Here is an 18,341-nt window from a genome sequence, read left to right as displayed (position 1 = left end):
TATTCCCTTTGAAACTTGCGTCAGCCTGCCCAGAACCCAAAAAGGCCAGGCAGGATTTAACCCATCAAATGTCGTAAGATCTCGTCGTCCGTGCTGACATTGTTCTTCACCCGAACCATGTAGCGGTCGCCGGACTTGCCGAATTCGCAATTGTAGAGCTTGGAACCGTTGGCGCTGACCTCGACGCCGATATCGTCCTGCTTCAGAGCCTGGAACGGGATGACATCACCGGCCACCAGCTTGGAAATCGTCCTGAGCGTCAGTGTTTCAAGCTTGATGCGCGCCTCGAGCGTGACCTGCGACCGCTTCACCTGCTCCGAGATCATCTCCATCCATTCCTCCTGCTTCTTCAGCGCCTGGGCTGAAGCCTTGGGGGCAACGATGGAGGTCTTGAGCAGGGGGCGCTGCGGCACGATCAGCGAGAATTCCGAGGATACCTTGCCGATAACGATCTTCATGCGGATGGTCACGCCGTAGAGGCCGGCGATCATCTCGTCGAAGGCGCTCTTTCCGTTGGAATTGAAGGGCGGCTCAATGGTCGCTTCAAAACCGCCCGGCGCGTTGACGCCGGAGCGCAGGACGCCTGCGATGCGGCCAAGAACCATGGCCGCGAGGTCGAGCTCGATATGGGACAGGCTGCGCTCGTCCGGTTCGCCGATCATGTCCGGCGACGCGCCCAGCATGCGCTCCATGAGCGCGATGACGAAGCCGTTGCCGACCGTCATCATGAAATTGGGGCACCAGTTGCGCAGGGAACAATCGGCAACCGCGACGTTGCGCCCGACATTGGCGATCAGGTCGGTCATCAGTCCCGATTCGGAGCCGACATATTCGACGTCGATGGCGATGCCGGTCTCGCTGTGGAAGATATCAGGCAGGAATTCGCTGTAGAGATGGCCGATATCGGAGCCGATCTTGGCGATCGTCTTGCGGTCGGACAACCCACCCGTCAATTTTGCGAGAAGGGCGGTGTCGATGGCGGGTGCTTGTTGTGCTGCAGCTTTTGCCATCGTCATGCCGCCTTGTTTTCGCCGCCGGGGTTCATCATCTCCTGTTCGACGGCGTCAATCGACGGCCGCTCGTAGTTGGAGATGGTCTTGCGGCCGTATTCGAGCGCGACCTGCGGCACCGAGCCGTTCATGTAGGCGATCAGCGTCTGCTTGACGATGATGTAGAGGCGGTGCTGCTTGGTGCGGACGATCTTGACCTGGGACGCGAGCGGGTTGCAGATCGAATAGGACAGGATGATGCCGAGCATGGTGCCGACGAGTGCGGCGCCGATCAGGCCGCCCAGCACTTCCGGCGATTCGTTGATCTTGCCCATGGCCTTGATGACGCCGAGAACCGCCGCGACGATACCGATGGCGGGGAAAGAATCGCCCATGGTGGTGATCGCGTGATAGGGTTTCAGCTTGTCGTTCAGGATGGTCTCGATTTCCTCATCCATCAGCGCCTCGATTTCGTGGCTGCGGGCGTTGCCGATGATGATGAGGCGGACATAGTCACAGATGAACGAGGTCAGTTCCTTGTTTTTCAGAACCGAGGGCGCGCTCTGGAAGATCGAGGATTCTTCCGGATTGTCGATATGGGCCTCGATCTCGTTGCGCGATTTCGTGCGCAGATCGCGCATCAGCGAATAAAGCACGCCGAGCACGTCGAGATAGTTTCGCTCCTTCGGGACCGAATGCTTGAAGGCCTCGCCGAGCGCCTTGCCCGAGTCCTTCACGACCTTCATGGGGTTCGCCATAATGAAGCCGCCGAGACCGGCGCCGCCAATGATCATCAATTCGAACGGCTGAACAAGCACGTCCAGATGACCGCCCATCGCCATATAGCCGCCGATGATGCAGCCGAAGGTGATTATAAGTCCAATTACAATATTCATTGATCGACCACGCCCGAACAGTGTTCCATGCCCCCATGTCTAAAAAATGTGGCTTGCGTGAACCTGTCCGCAAAGCCTCTCCCGCGCTGCCGCCTCCAGCCAGTTTCGCACAAGCAAGCCACGGCACTATGCCGGCAAAGGCGGACGTGCGCCTTGAGATCGGGATCAAACGAGAGCGGCGGTTCAGTGACTTCCACCTACACCAGCTACAGACTGATCAGTCAGGATATCGGCAAATCGCTTGAGCGTGTGTCGGAGCAGCCCGACGTGGCGCGCGAGACCGAATATTACCGCGCGAAGATCGGCGATGTGAAATCCATCGACGATTTCATGGCCGATACGCGCCTTTACAATTACGCGCTGAAGGCGCACGGGCTCGAGGATATGGCCTATGCGAAGGCCTTCATCCGCAAGGTGCTGACGGAAGGCACCTCGGACAAGGACGCCTTCGCCAACAAGCTCTCCGACAGCCGTTATGCGGATTTTGCGAAGTCGCTGGATTTTGCCGGCCTGGGGGCCGCGGCGACCTCCACCGAGGCCGCCAAATCGGGCGTCATCGGCAAATACACCCGCCAGACGCTGGAACAGGAAGCGGGCGACGACAATAACGGCGTCCGGCTTGCCCTTTATTTCGAACGCAAGGCGTCAACCATTACATCCGGCCTCGACTTTCTGGCGGACGATGCGCTCGCGCAGGTGTTTCGCACGGCCTACAACCTTCCCGACGAGTTTGCCGCCGCCGATGTCGACAAACAGGCGGCGCTCATCGAAAAAACCATCGATATCAAGGATCTGCAGGATCCCGAAAAGGTCGGCAAGCTGCTCGAGCGTTTCACCATCATGTGGGAAATGCAAAACCCCTCGACGACCTATGATCCTCTTGCCGTTTTCGGCTCCTCCAGCGGCTACGGCATTTCCCCGGACCTGCTGATCTCCATCAACTCCCTGAAACTCGGAGGCAAATGATATGCAATCCGGACTATACGTCGCCCTGTCCTCGCAGATCGCGCTGGAGCGCCGTCTCACCACCATTTCCGACAACATGGCGAATGTGAACACGGTCGGCTTCCGCGGCTCCGAAGTGAAATTCGACGAAATGGTCGCCAAGAACCACAATGACATGAATGCCAGGGTGGCTTTCGTTTCGCAGGGCAACGACTATCTCTCCACCCGTCAGGGCGCTTTCGAGCAGACCGGCAACTCCTTCGATTTCGCCATCAAGGGCGACGCCTGGTTTTCGCTGGATACGCCCGATGGCCAGATTCTGACCCGCGACGGCCGCTTCACCATGCGTCCGGACGGCGCGCTCATCTCCTCGAACGGTTATCCCGTTCTCGATGCCGGCGGCGGTCCGATACAGCTCAATCCGAATGGCGGCCCGATCACCGTCGGTCTCGATGGCGCCATCCGGCAGAACGAAAACATCGTCGCCACCCTCGGCATCTTCCAGGCGGATTTCTCGCAAGGGTTCCTGCGTCATCCCAATAGTGGCGTGAAGCCGGTGGCCCAGCCGGTTCCGGTGGTCAACAATCATGAAGTCGGCGTCGTTCAGGGTTATCTCGAACAGTCGAACGTCAACGGCATTTCCCAGATGACCCAGCTCATCCAGGTCAACCGCGCCTTTGAAAGCATCTCCTCGCTGATGCGCGATACCGAATCGACCTTCGGCGAAGGCATCAAGACGCTTGGCGGCGCGCGTTGAGGAACTGAGTAATGACAATGCCGGAATCCATGCTCTCGGCTGACGCCATTTCACCGAAGCTCGCACAGCTAGCAAGCCTTGCAGGGCATTATGCCGATCCGGAGTTCTCGGTGGCGCATGGCGGGCATGTCCGCACCATCGCCGCCGGGCACTATACGGTTTCCGGCCTGTCACGGCATGTGCGGCTCGGAGAATTCGTCGCCCATCGCAGCGCGACCGGCATTCATCTCGGCGAAGTGGTGCGCGTGGAACCGGACATCTGCTATGTCTGCCCCATCGAGCCCGGCGAGCCGATCGGCATTCACGACACCGTCATCCGCAAGGGCGCCTTCCGCGTCTCGCCCGACGACAGCTGGTGCGGACGCACCATCAATGCGCTCGGCGAACCCATCGACGGCCAGGGGCCGCTGGCCTCCGGCATCGAGCGCCGTTCGATTTCCAACAATGCGCCGCCCTCGATGACGCGCAAAAGGGTGGAAACGCCTTTCAAGACCGGTGTGCGGGCAATCGATATCTTCTCGCCGCTTTGCCTCGGCCAGCGCCTCGGCATTTTCGCCGGTTCCGGTGTGGGCAAATCCACGCTGCTGTCGATGCTCGCCAAGGCAGACGCCTTCGACAAGGTGGTGATTGCTCTTGTCGGCGAACGCGGCCGCGAAGTGCGCGAATTCATCGAAGACACGATGGGCGAGAACATGAGCAAGTCCATCGCCGTCGTTGCGACAAGCGATGAAAGCCCGATGCTGCGCAAGATGGCGCCGCTTTCCGCCGTCACCATCGCCGAACATTTTCGCGATCAGGGCGACAATGTTCTTCTCATCATCGACAGCGTGACGCGCTTTGCCCATGCCATCCGCGAAGTGGCGGTCGCTTCGGGCGAGCCGCCGGTGGCGCGCGGCTACCCGGCCTCGGTCTTCACCGAACTGCCGCGCCTTCTGGAGCGGGCGGGACCGGGCGCGGAAGGCACCGGCACCATCACCGCCATCGTCTCCATTCTGGTGGATGGCGACAATCACAACGACCCGATTGCCGATTCGACGCGCGGTATTCTCGATGGCCATATCGTGCTTGACCGCAGCCTTGCCGAAGAAGGCCGTTACCCGCCAATCAATCCGCTCGCCTCGATCTCGCGTCTCGCCAAGAAGGCCTGGACACCGGATCAGGAAAAGCTGGTGTCGCGCCTCAAGGCGCTGGTGCATCGCTTCGAGGAAACGCGCGATCTTCGCCTCATCGGCGGTTATCGGCCCGGCACCGATCCTGATCTCGACATGGCGGTGAAGCAGGTTCCGATCATCTACGAAACGTTAAAGCAGCTGCCGAACGAACCGGCGGCGCAGGATGCCTATGCTGATCTGGCGACCGCCTTGCGGAGCGGCGCGCAGAACGGTCAGCCGCAGGTAACTCCCAGAGCGAGAGGCTGACCCGTGAAGAAAAAACGGACCAACGATAGCCATGATGAAGACGTGCTGCCCAAGCCCGCTTTCTTCACGCCCGACCGTATTCTCGCATGGACAGGCATTACGCTTGCTGCCGCGGCAGCCTTCTTTCCCTGGTACGTTTTCTTCAACGAAGAAAAGTTCGGCATGAAAGTGGCGGGCGGCGACCGCACCCGCGATCTGCCCCATACTGGCCCGCGGGAAGTCTTCAGCGTTTCGCCGATGGCCATGACCAACCGCAACAAGGAAGACACCCCGCCGCCGGCGGAGCTGCCCGACATGCTGACGACGGCGACCGTGAACGCAGGCGGCAAGGAAAAACAGAACAATCTGGCAGCCGGGATCGAGGACCAACCCTTCCCCGGCCAGACCTCCTTCCGTCTGCTGCATGTTTCCAACGGGCGCGCCCTGATCGAGGACGGTTCGGGCATGTATATGGTGAGGGTCGGCTCGACCCTGCCGGATAATGCGTTGCTGACGAAGATCGAACAGCGCAACGGCGAATGGCTGATAGAAACGTCTTCCGGAAAGACCTATCGTCCTGAAAAATAAAAGATTTTTCTCTGGCTCAAAAGGCGCGCCGCATCTGCCGGCGCGCCTTTTTGTTTTTGGCAGGCCGCATCCATATCGGCGTCTTGCGCCGTTCCACGCCTTCTCCCCTCTCCGCAAGTCTGACGCAAGATTAGCCCCGTAGGTTCGGGCCATACGAGATGGAGAAGTCTATGCAACCGATTCAACTGTTCGATCTGGCATCCCGCCAAGCGGAATGGCTGAGCGTGCGGCAGGAAGTCGTGGCGACCAACATCGCCAACGCCAACACACCCAAGTTCCGCGCCAAGGATGTCAGCCCTTTCGAAGCGGTCATGCAGGCCACCAGCCAGCAGGTCGGCATGGCGAGGACCAACCCTGCCCACTTCGGCGAGAGCACACTCAGCGACAATATCGCGGTGCGCGACAACCCGGTCAATAACGAGATCGGCATGCAGGAATCGGGCAATTCGGTCGCGCTTGCGGAAGAAATGACCAAGACCGGCGAGATCAAGCGGCAGTACGAGCTGAACGCCAATCTCGTCAAATCCTTCCATCGCATGATGCTGATGACGGTTAAGAGGTAAGCCATGGATCCCTTGAGTGCGGCGAGCAAGATTGCCGGCAGCGGCCTGGAAGTGCAGTCCACGCGACTGCGCATCGTCTCCGAAAACATCGCCAACGCCCGATCGACCGGCGACACCCCCGGCGCCGACCCCTATCGCCGCAAGACCATCACTTTCGGTTCAGAGCTGGACCGCGTCAGCGGCGTGGAACGCGTGACGGTGAAAAAGCTCGGCGTCGACCGTGGCGATTTCGTCAACGAGTACGATCCCGGCAACCCGGCCGCCGACAGCAATGGCATGGTGAAGATGCCGAACGTCAATATCCTGATCGAAATGGCGGACATGCGCGAAGCAAACCGCAGCTACGACGCCAATCTTCAGGTCATCCGCCAGACACGCGACCTCGTCGCCTCCACAATCGACCTTCTGAAGGCATCGCAATGATCGACGGTATCAAGCAAGTCAGTTCCCTTTCGCTCACCCGCGGCGCAAGCGGCATTTCCTCGCTGACGGAAAGCGTTTTCGGCAGCGAGCATACGACGCCCGCCCAGCAGACGGGCGCAAGCTTCGCCAGCGTTCTCGGCAATATCTCGGTGGATGCGATGAACAATCTGAAGAAGGCGGAAGTCGCTTCCTTCGAAGGCATTCAGGGCAAGGCGAATACGCGTGAAGTGGTCGATGCCATGCTTTCGGCCGAACAGTCGCTGCAAACCGCCATCGCGCTCCGAGACAAGATCGTGTCGGCCTATCTCGACATTACCAAGATGCAGATCTAGCCCAGCAGGAATATTGACATGAGAGCTCTTGCCATCGCTGCCACCGGTATGGACGCCCAGCAGACCAATCTGGAAGTCATCGCCAACAACATCGCCAATATCAACACCACCGGTTACAAGCGCGCGCGGGCGGAGTTCACCGACCTTCTTTACCAGACCGAGCGCATGCAGGGCGTGCCGAACCGGGCCAACCAGGCGATCGTGCCGGAAGGCGCCAATATCGGCCTCGGCGTGCAGACCTCCGCCGTGCGCAACATCCACACCCAAGGCAACCTGATCGAGACCGGCAACAAGCTGGACGTGGCGATCATCGGCCAGGGCTGGTTCCAGATCGAGGCGGCTGACGGTTCGACGCTTTACAGCCGCGCCGGCGCCTTCAACAAGAATGCCGACGGCAATCTCGTGACGATCGATGGCTATAACGTCATTCCGAACATCAATATCCCGACCGATGCGCAGGACATCACCGTTACCCGCACGGGCCAGGTGACCGCCCGTATCGGCAATGCCACGGAATTCACCGAACTCGGCCAGCTCACCATCGCCAACTTTGCCAACGAAGCCGGCCTGAAGCCGCTCGGCGACAACCTCTTCGCCCAGACGCCGGCCTCCGGCGACGCGGTGATCGGCGTGCCTGACGATCCGAGCTACGGCTACATCAAGCAGTCCTATCTCGAAGGCTCGAACGTCGACGCCGTCAAGGAAATCACCGACCTCATCACGGCGCAGCGCGCCTACGAGATGAATTCCAAGGTCATCACCACCGCTGACGAAATGGCTTCGATTGTCAGCAAGAACCTGAAGTAAGAACGGAAAGGCAGGCGAACATGAGGTTTGGCCGGAAACATAGCAGCAGCAGAACGGCGCTCGTCCGTATATGCCTTGCGTCTGCCTTTTCACTGGGCGCCCTGACGCCCGCTCTTGCCCAGGCGCCGATGGCGCTGGTTCCCACCCGCACGATCTATCCGGGCGAGACGATCACGCCCGAACAGGTAAAGCCGGTGGAAGTGACCAATCCCAATATTTCCTCGGGTTATGCGAGCGATATCAGCGAAGTGGAAGGCATGATCTCCAAGCAGACCCTGCTTCCCGGACGCACGATCCCCGTTGCCGCCCTGCGCGAACCCTCGCTTGTGGTGCGCGGCACCAGCGTCAAACTCGTCTTCACCATCGGCAACATGACGCTGATGGCTTCGGGAACGCCGATGACCGACGGCTCGCTCGGCGAAATCGTGCGGGTGCGCAACATCGATTCCGGCGTCATCGTCAACGGCACGGTCATGAAGGACGGAACCATTCAGGTGATGGCGAAATGAGAGTGCTTCGTATTCTGGCCGCGGCCGTTCTGTTTTCGGCCCAGCCCTTCCTTTCCGTTCCGGCAGCGTACGCGGATACATCCCGCATCAAGGATATCGCATCGCTGCAGGCGGGGCGTGACAACCAGCTGATCGGTTACGGTCTCGTGGTCGGCCTGCAGGGCACGGGCGACAGCCTGCGCTCCTCGCCGTTTACCGAGCAATCCATGCGCGCGATGCTGCAGAATCTCGGCATCACCACGCAGGGCGGCCAGTCGAACGCCAAGAACATCGCCGCCGTGATGGTGACGACCAATCTGCCGCCCTTCGCCAGCCCCGGCAGCCGTGTCGACGTGACGGTCAGCTCGCTGGGCGACGCCTCGTCGCTGCGCGGCGGCACGCTCATCATGACCTCCCTTTCCGGCGCGGACGGGCAGATTTACGCAGTCGCCCAAGGGGCGCTGATCGTCAACGGCTTTTCCGCCCAGGGCGATGCCGCGACGCTGACGCAGGGCGTCACGACCTCTGCCCGCGTGCCAAACGGCGCGATCATCGAGCGGGAGCTGCCGTCCAAGTTCAAGGATTCGGTCAATCTGGTCCTTCAATTGCGCAATCCCGATTTTTCGACAGCGGTGCGCGTCGCCGATGTCGTCAACGCCTTTGCGCGCGCCCGTTATGGCGATCCCATCGCCGAGCCGCGCGATTCGCAGGAAATCGCGGTGCAGAAGCCCCGTGTCGCGGATCTGACCCGGCTGATGGCGGAAATCGAAAACCTGACCGTAGAAACGGATACGCCGGCCAAGGTCGTCATCAACGAGCGCACCGGCACGATCGTCATCGGCGCGGATGTGCGCATCTCCCGCGTCGCCGTCAGCTACGGAACGCTGACCGTGCAGGTAACGGAAACGCCGCAGGTCATCCAGCCGGCGCCCTTCTCACGCGGCCAGACGGCCGTTCAGCCGCAGACGGATATCATGGCATTGCAGGAAGGCAGCAAGGTTGCCATCGTCGAAGGGCCTGACCTTCGCACGCTGGTTGCCGGTCTCAACAGCATCGGGCTCAAGGCGGACGGTATCATCGCCATTCTGCAAGGCATCAAATCCGCCGGCGCCCTTCAGGCGGAGCTTGTGCTGCAATGATGGAAACTCGGAAGAACAACTCTTTCCCGAACGGCCTTGTCCGCTTCGCGGCCGTCGCCTCGCTGCTTTTCCTGCTTCCCGCTGCTGGCGCGGAAAGCCAGCAGAACGTGGTTTCGGAACTCAGCACGCAGGATGAAATCCAGAAATTCTGCACCAACATCGCCGATGCGGCCCGCGACCAGCGCTATCTGCTGCAAAAGCAGGAGCTGGAAAAGCTGCAGTCCGACGTCAATGAGCGCATTGCCGTGCTGGAAGACCGCAAGGCGGAATATGAGGACTGGCTGGCCCGCCGCGAACATTTCCTCAATCAGGCGAAAAGCAATCTCGTCGATATCTACAAGACGATGAAGGCCGATGCCGCCGCGCCGCAGCTCGAAAAGATGCATGTGGAAATAGCGGCCGCCATCATCATGCAGCTGCCCCCGCGCCAGTCGGGCCTCATCCTCAGCGAGATGGATGCGCAGAAGGCCGCCGTCGTCGCCGGCATCATGTCGCAGGCAACCGATAAAAACACTTCGAAGGATCCTTCATGAGCACGCGTCGTCTTCCGGCCCTCCTCCTGCCGCTCGCCTTGCTTGCCGGCTGCCAGAACAACCAGACCCTGAAGGAAATCGGCAACGCACCCGCGATGAGCCCGATCGGCAGCGGCCTGCAATTCAGCCAGACGCCGCAGATGGGCATGTATCCGAAGCAGCCGAAGCACATGGCGAGCGGCTATTCGCTGTGGAGCGACAGCCAGGGCGCCCTGTTCAAGGATCTGCGCGCGCTCAACATCGGCGACATCCTGACCGTCAACATCCAGATCAACGACAAGGCCGACTTCGACAACGAGACCGAGCGCAACCGCACCAATTCCAGTGGGCTGAACTGGAAGGCCAAAGCTCAGATTCTGGGATGGACGCCGGATGCGGATTCCAGCATCAATTACGGTTCCGACACCGACACCCAGGCAAAGGGCAAGACCAAGCGTTCTGAAAAGCTGACGCTGCTGGTGGCCGCCGTGGTGACCGGCATTCTGGAAAACGGCAACCTCATCATCAGCGGTTCGCAGGAAGTGCGCGTCAACCACGAAATCCGCATCCTCAATGTCGGCGGTATCGTCAGGCCGCAGGATGTGGATGCACAGAACATGATCTCCTACGAGCGCATCGCCGAAGCGCGCATCTCCTATGGCGGTCGCGGACGTCTGACGGAAGTGCAGCAGCCCCCGGTCGGGCAACAGGTCGTCGACCTGTTCTCGCCGCTCTGACCTCGGCACACGGGAACGGGACTGACCCATGGAAAACGAACAGGCTGAGGGCAAGAAAAAATCCTCCCCTCTGGTCATGACCATCGCAGGCGTTGCGATCCTCACCCTGCTCGGCGCGGGCGGCGGCTGGCTGGTGGGCGGCATGATCGCGCCGAAGATCGCCGGCGCGGAGGCGCATGCCCCGGCTGCCGCCGGCGGACACGGCGAGAAAAAGGAAGAGGGCATCGAGAAAATCTCGGCCGAGGCCAACGGCATCGTCCAGCTCGATCCCATTACCACCAACCTCGCCTATCCCTCGACGAACTGGGTGCGGCTGGAAGTGGCGCTGATGTTCAAGGGGCCGGTCGAGGTGGGTCTCGCGGAAGAAATCCACCAGGACATCATGGCCTATGTCCGTACCGTTTCCCTTCAGCAGCTGGAAGGGCCGCGCGGCTTTCAATATCTTAAGGATGACATTCAGGAACGAGTTGACCTGCGCTCTCAAGGGCGCGTATCCAAGGTCATGTTCCGGACCTTTGTCATCGAATGATTCGATTTCTTGTAACCATCGCCGTCCTCCTTGCCTTGCCGGGTCTTGCCAGTGCCCAGCAATTTCCGTCCGATCTGTTCAACACGCAGATAGACGGCTCCGTTGCGGCATGGATCATCCGCACCTTCGGCCTGCTGACGGTTCTCTCGGTCGCGCCGGGCATCCTGATCATGGTCACGAGCTTTCCGCGCTTCGTGATCGCCTTTTCGATCCTCAGATCCGGCATGGGACTGGCTTCGACCCCGTCCAACATGATCCTGCTGTCGATGGCGATGTTCATGACCTTCTACGTCATGTCGCCCACCTTCGACAAAGCCTGGACCGACGGCGTGCAGCCGCTTCTGCAGAACCAGATCAACGAACAGCAAGCCGTGCAGCGCATCGCCGAGCCCTTCCGCACCTTCATGAACGCCAATACGCGTGACAAGGATCTGAAGCTTTTCGTGGACATCGCCCGCGAGCGCGGCCAGGAAGTGATGACCGACAATGTCGTCGATTACCGTGTGCTGGTTCCCGCCTTCATGCTGTCGGAAATCCGGCGCGGTTTCGAGATCGGTTTTCTCATCATCCTGCCGTTTCTGGTCATCGATCTGATCGTCGCAACCATCACCATGGCGATGGGCATGATGATGCTACCGCCGACCTCGATTTCGCTGCCGTTCAAGATCCTGTTCTTCGTGCTGATCGACGGCTGGAACCTGCTGGTCGGCAGTCTCGTCAGATCGTTCAACTGACGGCCTCTGTGCCTGATTGACACCCGTTAACCCTGTTTTTTAACCCCGCGCGCCCAGCTACGCGGGTTTTGCGCGTTTTTACGCTTTGGTTACCAGTTTTTCTGGCGACTTGGTAACTATCTTTTTCAATAAAAAAATTACCATTTAACTAAATCAAAAAGTAACCATAAGTATTTTCCAATATTTCTTGGCGCTCAAATTAATAATTGGGCAATTTTTCGCTGCGAGTTTCTTTCTACACGCAGCGGGTTTGGTTTCTGAAACTAAGCATTTCCGAACCGAGTGGCATGAAGCCGAAACGTTGCGACCGGTAATACCAAACCCGGTATGTCCCCACTCCAGTATCTCGTAAAAACAAGGGACACATTTATTATGGCAAGCATTCTCACCAACACCAACGCAATGGCCGCTCTCTCGACCCTGCGTTCCATCGCTTCCGACCTGTCGACCACGCAGGACCGCATTTCTTCCGGCCTGAAGGTTGGTTCGGCTTCGGACAACGCTGCTTACTGGTCGATCGCGACCACCATGCGTTCGGACAACAAGGCTCTCGGTGCAGTATCTGACGCACTGGGCATGGGCGCTGCCAAGGTTGACACCGCATCTGCCGGTATGGACGCCGCCATCAAGGTTGTCACCGACATCAAGGCAAAGGTCGTTGCCGCCAAGGAACAGGGCGTTGACAAGGCCAAGGTTCAGGAAGAAGTCACGCAGCTGCTCGACCAGCTGAAGTCGATCGGCACGAGCGCGTCTTTCAACGGTGAAAACTGGCTCGTTTCCAGCGCCAACGCCACCAAGACGGTTGTTTCCGGCTTCGTTCGTGACGCCAGCGGCAACGTCAGTGTCAAGACGACGGACTACGCTCTCGACGCCAACTCCATGCTTTACACGGAAGCTACGCCCGGCACGATCGACGCCAACTCCGGCATCCTGAACGCCACCGGTGCGACGACGACTGTCGGCGCCAAGACCTACACCCAGATCTCCGTTCTCGACATGAACGTCACCACCGACGATCTCGACAACGCCCTCTACTCCGTTGAAACCGCTCTGACGAAGATGACCAGCGCCGGCGCCAAGCTCGGTTCGCTGTCTGCACGTATCGACCTGCAGACCGACTTCGCCGACAAGCTGTCCGACACCATCGAAAAGGGTGTTGGCCGCCTCGTCGACGCCGACATGAACGAAGAGTCCACCAAGCTGAAGGCTCTGCAGACGCAGCAGCAGCTGGCAATTCAGGCTCTGTCGATCGCCAACAGCGACTCGCAGAACATCCTGTCGCTCTTCCGCTAAGAGCTGAGCTTCTCATAGCCCTTCGGGGCTGGGGGACCCATTTTCTTCCCACATGCATTCGGGGGCTGACCAAATGCATATCCGGGCAGAAAGCATAAAGGTTCGATAGGCTGAATCGAACCGAATGCACCAGACAGGCCGCATCCCGAATAAGGATGCGGCCTTATCTTTTTTTTAAATATTTCGGGATACGCGCGCGCACGCGCGAGAGTTGTAATTTTGAATTTTCATAATGCTGATTTTCTTTTCCCGCTTATCAATTCATTAACCAAACTGGCGTTACCTAAGCTCATCGAAACGGCGAGCTAACGTTAAAAATCAGCCAGTTAGCAGGCATGATGCTGTGCGCCGTTCCCGGTGAAACCGGAATGTCCCTTCTTTAATCAGCCATTCAAGGGGCACACTACTATGACGAGCATTATTACCAATGTCGCAGCAATGTCTGCGCTCCAGACTCTGCGCACCATCGGCCAGAACATGGAATCCACCCAGGCACGCGTTTCCTCCGGCCTTCGCGTTGGCGAAGCTGCTGACAATGCTGCCTACTGGTCGATCGCGACCACCATGCGCTCCGACAACATGGCGCTTTCCTCGGTTTCCGACGCTCTCGGCCTCGGCGCCGCCAAGGTAGACACCGCTTCTGCCGGTATGGAATCGGCAATCGAAGTCGTTAAGGAAATCAAGGCAAAGCTGGTCACGGCAACTGAAGAAGGCGTCGACCGCACCAAGGTTCAGGAAGAAATCGATCAGCTGCAGAACCAGCTCGTATCGATCGCACAGGGCGCATCCTTCTACGGCGAAAACTGGCTCGTAGGCACTTCGACCCTCGGCGCTGCCACGCCCGGCACGGACCCGGACAAGTCGGTCGTTGCTGGCTTCGTTCGCTCCACCGGCGGTGCCGTTAACGTCACGACCACGAAATACGCCCTCGACAACACCGCAACCGGCAACACTCTTTTCGGTTCGGTTGACGCCACGGGCGCCCCTGACACGAGCGGTATTCTCGGCACGACCGGAACGTTCACGACCGTCGCCGCCCAGTCCGTCTACACACTGGACATCACCCAGTATGCAGCCGCAGACCGCGCCACCAACATGGCCGAAGCACTGACGCTGGTTGAAAACTCCCTGAAGGCAATGACGAGCGCCGCAGCCAAGCTCGGCTCGCTCTCCATGCGTATCGGCCTGCAGGAAGACTTTGCTTCCAAGCTGTCCGACTCCATCGACAAGGGCATCGGCCGCCTCGTGGACGCTGACATGAACGAAGAGTCCACCCGCCTCAAGGCCCTGCAGACCCAGCAGCAGCTCGGCGTTCAGGCTCTCTCGATCGCCAACAGCAACTCCGAAAGCATCCTGTCGCTCTTCCGTTAATCGAAGACCGAAAGCGAAAAATCAACCGCGCCGAAAGGCGCGGTTTTTGTTTGTGCAATTGACTGCAAAATTTAGAAATTTCTTGATTAAGACTTCATTAACCAAATCACCGCTAAATCAGGCCATCGAAACGACTCGTTAACCAAGACGAAAAAGAGGTTAACAGGCATCACGCCGCGTTGTCGTTTCCGGCGATCCCGGAATGTCCCTTCCCATTTAGCCAGCTCAGAGGGGCAATTATGACAAGTATTCTGACAAACACCGCCGCCATGTCGGCGCTTCAGACACTGCGTGCGATCAGCGGCCAGCTCGAAGAGACACAATCCAGAGTTTCTTCCGGGCTGCGCGTTAAAACGGCTTCCGACAACGCCGCTTACTGGTCGATCGCGACCACCATGCGTTCGGACAACATGGCCCTTTCCGCGGTTCAGGATGCACTGGGACTGGGTGCTGCGAAGATCGATGTCGCTTATTCCGCAATGGAAAGCGCCGTCGAAGTCGTGAAAGAAATCAAATCGAAAATCGTCGCGGCAACTGAAGAGGGCGTCGACAAGACGAAGATCCAGGAAGAAATCGACCAGCTGAAAAAGCAGCTGGAATCGATTGCGCAGGGCGCATCTTTCAGCGGTGAAAACTGGTTGCTCGGCACCGGCGCAAAGACCGTCGTTTCCGGCTTTGTCCGTGACGGCAGCGGTTCCGTCAACGTTACGAAAACCGATTATACCCTTGTTGACACGACGACCGCGACGGAAACACCCAATGTGATTTTTGGCCTGACCGGCACGCCCGCAACGCTCGACACCACAAAAGGCATCATCGGAGAGGCCGGCGTAGCCTCGGGCATTTCCGTATGGGACATCGATCTCAAGCTTTTCGATAGCGCAACGCCGCCGACCTACACCATCGGCAATCTTCTCACCGATGTCGAAACCGCGTTTCAGTCGCTCAGCAGCGCATCTTCCGCGCTCGGCTCCATCAAGATGCGCATCGGGCTGCAGGAAGATTTCATTTCCAAGCTTACCGACTCCATCGACAGCGGCATCGGCCGCCTGGTGGATGCGGACATGAACGAAGAATCAACCCGCCTCAAGGCATTGCAGACACAGCAGCAGCTGGGCATCCAGTCGCTTTCCATCGCCAATACCAGTTCCGAAAATATCCTGTCGCTATTCCGTCAGTAAGCGGCGCCCGATGGCTACGGGCGGTTTCGTCCCGCTCTGGCAGCAACAGAATATTCGGATATGGAAACCGCGCTTCGCAAGGGGCGCGGTTTTCCATTTGCCGCGAAATGCGTGGCGCGCGCATGCATCAACCGCTGCAGGCGACCGGTTCAACAACCGCGTAAACATTTGAAACTTTGGAGAGAAATGGTGCTGCTAGAGAGATTTGAACTCTCGGCCTCTCCCTTACCAAGGGAGTGCTCTACCCCTGAGCTATAGCAGCATCCGGTGCCGAAGCGTTTGCTTCAGCATCAAGCGTGGCGGCCTATTGCCATAGGTTTTTGACGAGCGCAAGTCGCAAAACGATATTCTTCATCAAGCGGGGCAAAAAAGCGTGCCCCCTGTTGAAAAATACATTTTTCAGATATTGCTGAATCTATGAACGAACATCATGACAAACAGGCAAAGGCAGCGGTTTCCGCCGGCTCTTCCGCGGAAGCATCCGCCCCGGTGGCCGATGGCAAGCCGCAGGCGGGGCCTGGCGAAAAGGCGCGGCAGCGTGAGGCGGAGCGCAAGGCGCGGGCGGCCAAGAAGCTTCGTGAAAATCTTTTGAAGCGCAAACAGCAGGTTCGTGCGCGCCGTGCAGGCGAAGAGGACGAGACGATTGGCCTGCCTGCCGCAAAAACGGACGAATCATCCTCATAGAGAATTCACCAAGCATAAATTGAAACGCCGCGGAAATTCGTCTAAGGACGCGCCTTTCCGCAAGGCACGATAAAGAAAGGCGGGCACAGGCCCGTAGGGACGCATGGATCGCATCAGAATTACGGGTGGCAACAAGCTAAACGGCATCATTCCCATCTCCGGCGCCAAAAACGCCGCCTTGCCGTTGATGATCGCATCGCTTCTGACCAGCGACACGCTGACGCTCGAAAACGTGCCGCATCTGGCGGACGTGGAGCAGCTCATCCGCATTCTCGGCAATCACGGCGTCGATATTTCCGTCAATGGCCGCCGCGAAAGCCAGGGCGAGGCCTATTCCCGCACCGTGCACTTCACCTGCCGCACCATTGTCGATACCACCGCACCTTACGAGCTGGTGTCCAAGATGCGCGCAAGCTTCTGGGTCATCGGCCCGCTTCTGGCGCGTGAGGGCCGCGCCCGCGTTTCCCTGCCCGGCGGCTGCGCCATCGGCACGCGCCCGGTCGATCTGTTCATCGAGGGCCTCGAGGCGCTCGGCGCAACGATGGAGATCGACGGCGGCTACATCAACGCCACGGCGCCCAAGGGTGGCCTGATCGGTGCGGTTTACACCTTCCCGAAGGTTTCCGTCGGCGCGACACATGTGATGCTGATGGCCGCAAGCCTTGCCCGCGGCACCACCGTCATCCACAACGCAGCCCGCGAGCCGGAAGTAGTGGACCTGGCGCAATGCCTGATCGCCATGGGCGCGAAGATCGAAGGCGCCGGCACCTCCACCATCACCATCGAAGGCGTGACCTCTCTCTCCGGCGCGCGCCACCGCGTTCTGCCGGATCGCATCGAAACCGGCACCTATGCCATGGCAGTGGCAATGACCGGCGGTGACGTGGTGCTGGAAGGCACGCGCGCAGCGCTGCTCGACAACGCACTCGACACGCTCAGGCTCGCAGGCGCCACGATCAGCGAGACGGAAACCGGTCTTCGCGTCGTGCGCAACGGCAACGGCATCCAGCCGGTCGATATCGTCACCGAGCCCTTCCCCGGCTTCCCCACCGATCTGCAGGCGCAGTTCATGGCGCTGATGACCCGTTCGCAGGGTGTTTCGCATATCACCGAAACCATCTTTGAAAACCGCTTCATGCATGTGCAGGAACTCGCCCGTCTCGGTGCGAAGATTTCGCTTTCCGGCCAGATGGCCCGCATCGAGGGCGTCTCCCGCCTGAAGGGCGCGCCTGTCATGGCGACCGATCTGCGCGCTTCCGTATCGCTGGTCATTGCCGGCCTCGTGGCGGAAGGCGAGACCATGGTTTCGCGCGTCTACCACCTCGATCGCGGCTTCGAACGCCTTGAGGAAAAGCTCACCCGCTGCGGTGCGCTGGTCGAACGCGTCAGCGATTGATCCTGTCTTCGCCGCTCATCCGTTTTCTACCGTTGCAGAGTGAGCCCGGACTGCCTATTTCCAATGTAAGTCATGGAAATAGCGGTCCGCACCGCAAAAGAAGGAAGAAAAAGATGAGCGGCCTGAAATTGCTCGCGCTGGATACTGAAGATCTCTCCGTCATCTCGACGCATATGCAGGACAGTGTCTTCAAGCTGAAGGATGTTGCCTTCGAGCCGAAGCACGGCCAGTTCACGCTTTCCGCCAACCGTTTCGTCTGGGAAAGCACTGACAAAAAAAACCTGCCGCCGGAACGCTGCCGCAGCGTCGTTTTCCTGAAACGTGTCTCCGCCGTCCGCTCGCACGGCATCAACCGCGCCGACAGGGAACAGGTGCTGTCGCTTCTCGCCATCCGCTTCGTGCAGAACGGCGAAGGACCTGATGGAGCCGTGGAATTGACGCTTTCGGGCGGCGGCGCCATCGCGCTCGATGTCGAATGCATCGAGGCGCAATTGACCGATGTGAGCGGCGCCTGGGAAACGGCTGCCAAACCGCATCATCCAGACAGCGAATAAGCACACCGCACCATTGCAACGGTTGC

General features: G+C 59.3%; 22 protein-coding genes and 1 tRNA gene. 20 read left to right on the top strand and 3 right to left on the bottom strand.

Going from position 1 to position 18,341, the window contains the following annotated elements; translation table 11 throughout:
• Window positions 1-56: 56 nt before the first annotated feature.
• Window positions 57-1,016 (bottom strand): FliM/FliN family flagellar motor switch protein, encoded by a 960-nt coding sequence (locus PH605_RS02075; RefSeq protein ID WP_065654455.1) that lies wholly within the window; start codon window positions 1,014-1,016, stop codon window positions 57-59.
• Window positions 1,013-1,885 carry a flagellar motor stator protein MotA gene (gene motA, locus PH605_RS02070; RefSeq protein ID WP_020010426.1) on the bottom strand — a complete coding sequence of 291 codons (873 nt, stop codon included), beginning with the start codon at window positions 1,883-1,885 and terminating at the stop codon, window positions 1,013-1,015. Before motA ends, PH605_RS02075 begins: the two co-directional genes overlap by 4 nt.
• 186 nt (window positions 1,886-2,071) lie before the next feature.
• Here motA and PH605_RS02065 point away from each other — a divergent pair, with 186 nt between their 5' ends.
• The 17 genes from PH605_RS02065 (at window position 2,072) to PH605_RS01985 (ending at window position 15,681) form a co-directional block, all read left to right on the top strand.
• The gene (locus tag PH605_RS02065) at window positions 2,072-2,851 is read left to right on the top strand and encodes a DUF1217 domain-containing protein (protein WP_035263933.1); all 780 of its coding nucleotides are present in this window, start codon (window positions 2,072-2,074) and stop codon (window positions 2,849-2,851) included.
• A 1-nt stretch (window position 2,852) separates the two neighbouring features.
• Window positions 2,853-3,587, top strand: coding sequence for a flagellar basal-body rod protein FlgF (gene flgF, locus PH605_RS02060; protein WP_004432506.1), 735 nt, complete (start codon window positions 2,853-2,855; stop codon window positions 3,585-3,587).
• Window positions 3,588-3,598: 11 nt separating this feature from the next.
• Window positions 3,599-5,005 carry a flagellar protein export ATPase FliI gene (gene fliI / locus PH605_RS02055; protein WP_078051257.1) on the top strand — a complete coding sequence of 469 codons (1,407 nt, stop codon included), beginning with the start codon at window positions 3,599-3,601 and terminating at the stop codon, window positions 5,003-5,005.
• A gap of 42 nt (window positions 5,006-5,047) precedes the next feature.
• Window positions 5,048-5,572, top strand: a complete 525-nt coding sequence (locus tag PH605_RS02050) for a hypothetical protein (protein ID WP_374996852.1) — start codon at window positions 5,048-5,050, stop codon at window positions 5,570-5,572.
• Window positions 5,573-5,742: 170 nt separating this feature from the next.
• Window positions 5,743-6,135, top strand: a complete 393-nt coding sequence (gene flgB, locus PH605_RS02045) for a flagellar basal body rod protein FlgB (protein ID WP_004432502.1) — start codon at window positions 5,743-5,745, stop codon at window positions 6,133-6,135.
• A gap of 3 nt (window positions 6,136-6,138) precedes the next feature.
• The gene (gene flgC, locus PH605_RS02040) at window positions 6,139-6,558 is read left to right on the top strand and encodes a flagellar basal body rod protein FlgC (RefSeq protein WP_004432501.1); all 420 of its coding nucleotides are present in this window, start codon (window positions 6,139-6,141) and stop codon (window positions 6,556-6,558) included.
• Window positions 6,555-6,890: a flagellar hook-basal body complex protein FliE gene (locus tag PH605_RS02035; RefSeq protein WP_142844030.1), complete on the top strand. Its 336-nt coding sequence runs from the start codon at window positions 6,555-6,557 to the stop codon at window positions 6,888-6,890. Before flgC ends, PH605_RS02035 begins: the two co-directional genes overlap by 4 nt.
• Window positions 6,891-6,908: 18 nt before the next feature.
• Window positions 6,909-7,697, top strand: a complete 789-nt coding sequence (gene flgG / locus PH605_RS02030; RefSeq protein ID WP_004432499.1) for a flagellar basal-body rod protein FlgG — start codon at window positions 6,909-6,911, stop codon at window positions 7,695-7,697.
• Window positions 7,698-7,717: 20 nt separating this feature from the next.
• Window positions 7,718-8,206, top strand: a complete 489-nt coding sequence (flgA, locus tag PH605_RS02025) for a flagellar basal body P-ring formation chaperone FlgA (protein WP_059760559.1) — start codon at window positions 7,718-7,720, stop codon at window positions 8,204-8,206.
• Window positions 8,203-9,324 (top strand): flagellar basal body P-ring protein FlgI, encoded by a 1,122-nt coding sequence (locus PH605_RS02020; RefSeq protein ID WP_142844031.1) that lies wholly within the window; start codon window positions 8,203-8,205, stop codon window positions 9,322-9,324. Before flgA ends, PH605_RS02020 begins: the two co-directional genes overlap by 4 nt.
• A complete protein-coding gene (locus tag PH605_RS02015) occupies window positions 9,321-9,857 on the top strand; it encodes a MotE family protein (protein WP_078051261.1) in 537 nt (178 codons plus the stop codon). The genes PH605_RS02020 and PH605_RS02015 overlap by 4 nt, the downstream gene beginning before the upstream one ends.
• Complete coding sequence (gene flgH, locus PH605_RS02010) at window positions 9,854-10,573, top strand: flagellar basal body L-ring protein FlgH (RefSeq protein WP_078051262.1); 720 nt, start codon at window positions 9,854-9,856, stop codon at window positions 10,571-10,573. Before PH605_RS02015 ends, flgH begins: the two co-directional genes overlap by 4 nt.
• Before the next feature lie 28 nt (window positions 10,574-10,601).
• Complete coding sequence (locus tag PH605_RS02005; protein ID WP_065654462.1) at window positions 10,602-11,102, top strand: flagellar basal body-associated FliL family protein; 501 nt, start codon at window positions 10,602-10,604, stop codon at window positions 11,100-11,102.
• On the top strand, window positions 11,099-11,836 hold the full coding sequence (fliP, locus tag PH605_RS02000; protein WP_059760555.1) for a flagellar type III secretion system pore protein FliP: 738 nt from the start codon (window positions 11,099-11,101) through the stop codon (window positions 11,834-11,836). The genes PH605_RS02005 and fliP overlap by 4 nt, the downstream gene beginning before the upstream one ends.
• A 372-nt stretch (window positions 11,837-12,208) precedes the next feature.
• Window positions 12,209-13,129: a flagellin N-terminal helical domain-containing protein gene (locus tag PH605_RS01995; RefSeq protein ID WP_065654464.1), complete on the top strand. Its 921-nt coding sequence runs from the start codon at window positions 12,209-12,211 to the stop codon at window positions 13,127-13,129.
• Window positions 13,130-13,537: 408 nt separating this feature from the next.
• Window positions 13,538-14,500 (top strand): flagellin N-terminal helical domain-containing protein, encoded by a 963-nt coding sequence (locus tag PH605_RS01990; RefSeq protein ID WP_078051263.1) that lies wholly within the window; start codon window positions 13,538-13,540, stop codon window positions 14,498-14,500.
• A gap of 239 nt (window positions 14,501-14,739) precedes the next feature.
• Window positions 14,740-15,681 carry a flagellin N-terminal helical domain-containing protein gene (locus tag PH605_RS01985; protein ID WP_065654466.1) on the top strand — a complete coding sequence of 314 codons (942 nt, stop codon included), beginning with the start codon at window positions 14,740-14,742 and terminating at the stop codon, window positions 15,679-15,681.
• 187 nt (window positions 15,682-15,868) lie between these two features.
• Here PH605_RS01985 and PH605_RS01980 read toward each other — a convergent pair.
• Window positions 15,869-15,943, bottom strand: a tRNA-Thr gene (locus tag PH605_RS01980).
• A 155-nt stretch (window positions 15,944-16,098) separates the two neighbouring features.
• Between PH605_RS01980 and PH605_RS01975 the strand changes: the two genes are divergently transcribed.
• From PH605_RS01975 to PH605_RS01965, 3 genes are all read left to right on the top strand, one after another.
• Window positions 16,099-16,365, top strand: a complete 267-nt coding sequence (locus PH605_RS01975) for a hypothetical protein (RefSeq protein WP_125144832.1) — start codon at window positions 16,099-16,101, stop codon at window positions 16,363-16,365.
• A gap of 103 nt (window positions 16,366-16,468) precedes the next feature.
• Entirely contained in the window at window positions 16,469-17,761 is a 1,293-nt protein-coding gene (murA, locus tag PH605_RS01970) for a UDP-N-acetylglucosamine 1-carboxyvinyltransferase (protein WP_004432483.1), read from the top strand.
• A gap of 113 nt (window positions 17,762-17,874) precedes the next feature.
• Window positions 17,875-18,315, top strand: a complete 441-nt coding sequence (locus tag PH605_RS01965; protein WP_004432481.1) for a DUF2948 family protein — start codon at window positions 17,875-17,877, stop codon at window positions 18,313-18,315.
• Window positions 18,316-18,341: the final 26 nt, after the last annotated feature.

It is taken from the genome of Agrobacterium sp. CFBP 3001 (genome assembly GCF_027871605.1).
GTDB lineage: Bacteria > Pseudomonadota > Alphaproteobacteria > Rhizobiales > Rhizobiaceae > Agrobacterium > Agrobacterium leguminum.
This window is presented reverse-complemented; position numbering and strand designations above follow the sequence as displayed.

Bases quoted from the DNA above. Each gene is read 5' to 3' on its own strand.
- flgF (WP_004432506.1), top strand. From the start codon at position 2,853: ATGCAATCCGGACTATACGTCGCCCTGTCCTCGCAGATCGCGCTGGAG.
- PH605_RS02020 (WP_142844031.1), top strand. From the start codon at position 8,203: ATGAGAGTGCTTCGTATTCTGGCCGCGGCCGTTCTGTTTTCGGCCCAG.
- flgH (WP_078051262.1), top strand. From the start codon at position 9,854: ATGAGCACGCGTCGTCTTCCGGCCCTCCTCCTGCCGCTCGCCTTGCTT.
- PH605_RS02005 (WP_065654462.1), top strand. From the start codon at position 10,602: ATGGAAAACGAACAGGCTGAGGGCAAGAAAAAATCCTCCCCTCTGGTC.
- PH605_RS02075 (WP_065654455.1), bottom strand. From the start codon at position 1,016: ATGACGATGGCAAAAGCTGCAGCACAACAAGCACCCGCCATCGACACC.
- flgC (WP_004432501.1), top strand. From the start codon at position 6,139: ATGGATCCCTTGAGTGCGGCGAGCAAGATTGCCGGCAGCGGCCTGGAA.
- murA (WP_004432483.1), top strand. From the start codon at position 16,469: ATGGATCGCATCAGAATTACGGGTGGCAACAAGCTAAACGGCATCATT.
- PH605_RS01975 (WP_125144832.1), top strand. From the start codon at position 16,099: ATGAACGAACATCATGACAAACAGGCAAAGGCAGCGGTTTCCGCCGGC.
- fliP (WP_059760555.1), top strand. From the start codon at position 11,099: ATGATTCGATTTCTTGTAACCATCGCCGTCCTCCTTGCCTTGCCGGGT.
- PH605_RS01995 (WP_065654464.1), top strand. From the start codon at position 12,209: ATGGCAAGCATTCTCACCAACACCAACGCAATGGCCGCTCTCTCGACC.
- motA (WP_020010426.1), bottom strand. From the start codon at position 1,885: ATGAATATTGTAATTGGACTTATAATCACCTTCGGCTGCATCATCGGC.
- PH605_RS01965 (WP_004432481.1), top strand. From the start codon at position 17,875: ATGAGCGGCCTGAAATTGCTCGCGCTGGATACTGAAGATCTCTCCGTC.
- PH605_RS02035 (WP_142844030.1), top strand. From the start codon at position 6,555: ATGATCGACGGTATCAAGCAAGTCAGTTCCCTTTCGCTCACCCGCGGC.
- PH605_RS01985 (WP_065654466.1), top strand. From the start codon at position 14,740: ATGACAAGTATTCTGACAAACACCGCCGCCATGTCGGCGCTTCAGACA.
- flgA (WP_059760559.1), top strand. From the start codon at position 7,718: ATGAGGTTTGGCCGGAAACATAGCAGCAGCAGAACGGCGCTCGTCCGT.
- flgB (WP_004432502.1), top strand. From the start codon at position 5,743: ATGCAACCGATTCAACTGTTCGATCTGGCATCCCGCCAAGCGGAATGG.
- PH605_RS01990 (WP_078051263.1), top strand. From the start codon at position 13,538: ATGACGAGCATTATTACCAATGTCGCAGCAATGTCTGCGCTCCAGACT.
- fliI (WP_078051257.1), top strand. From the start codon at position 3,599: ATGACAATGCCGGAATCCATGCTCTCGGCTGACGCCATTTCACCGAAG.
- PH605_RS02015 (WP_078051261.1), top strand. From the start codon at position 9,321: ATGATGGAAACTCGGAAGAACAACTCTTTCCCGAACGGCCTTGTCCGC.
- flgG (WP_004432499.1), top strand. From the start codon at position 6,909: ATGAGAGCTCTTGCCATCGCTGCCACCGGTATGGACGCCCAGCAGACC.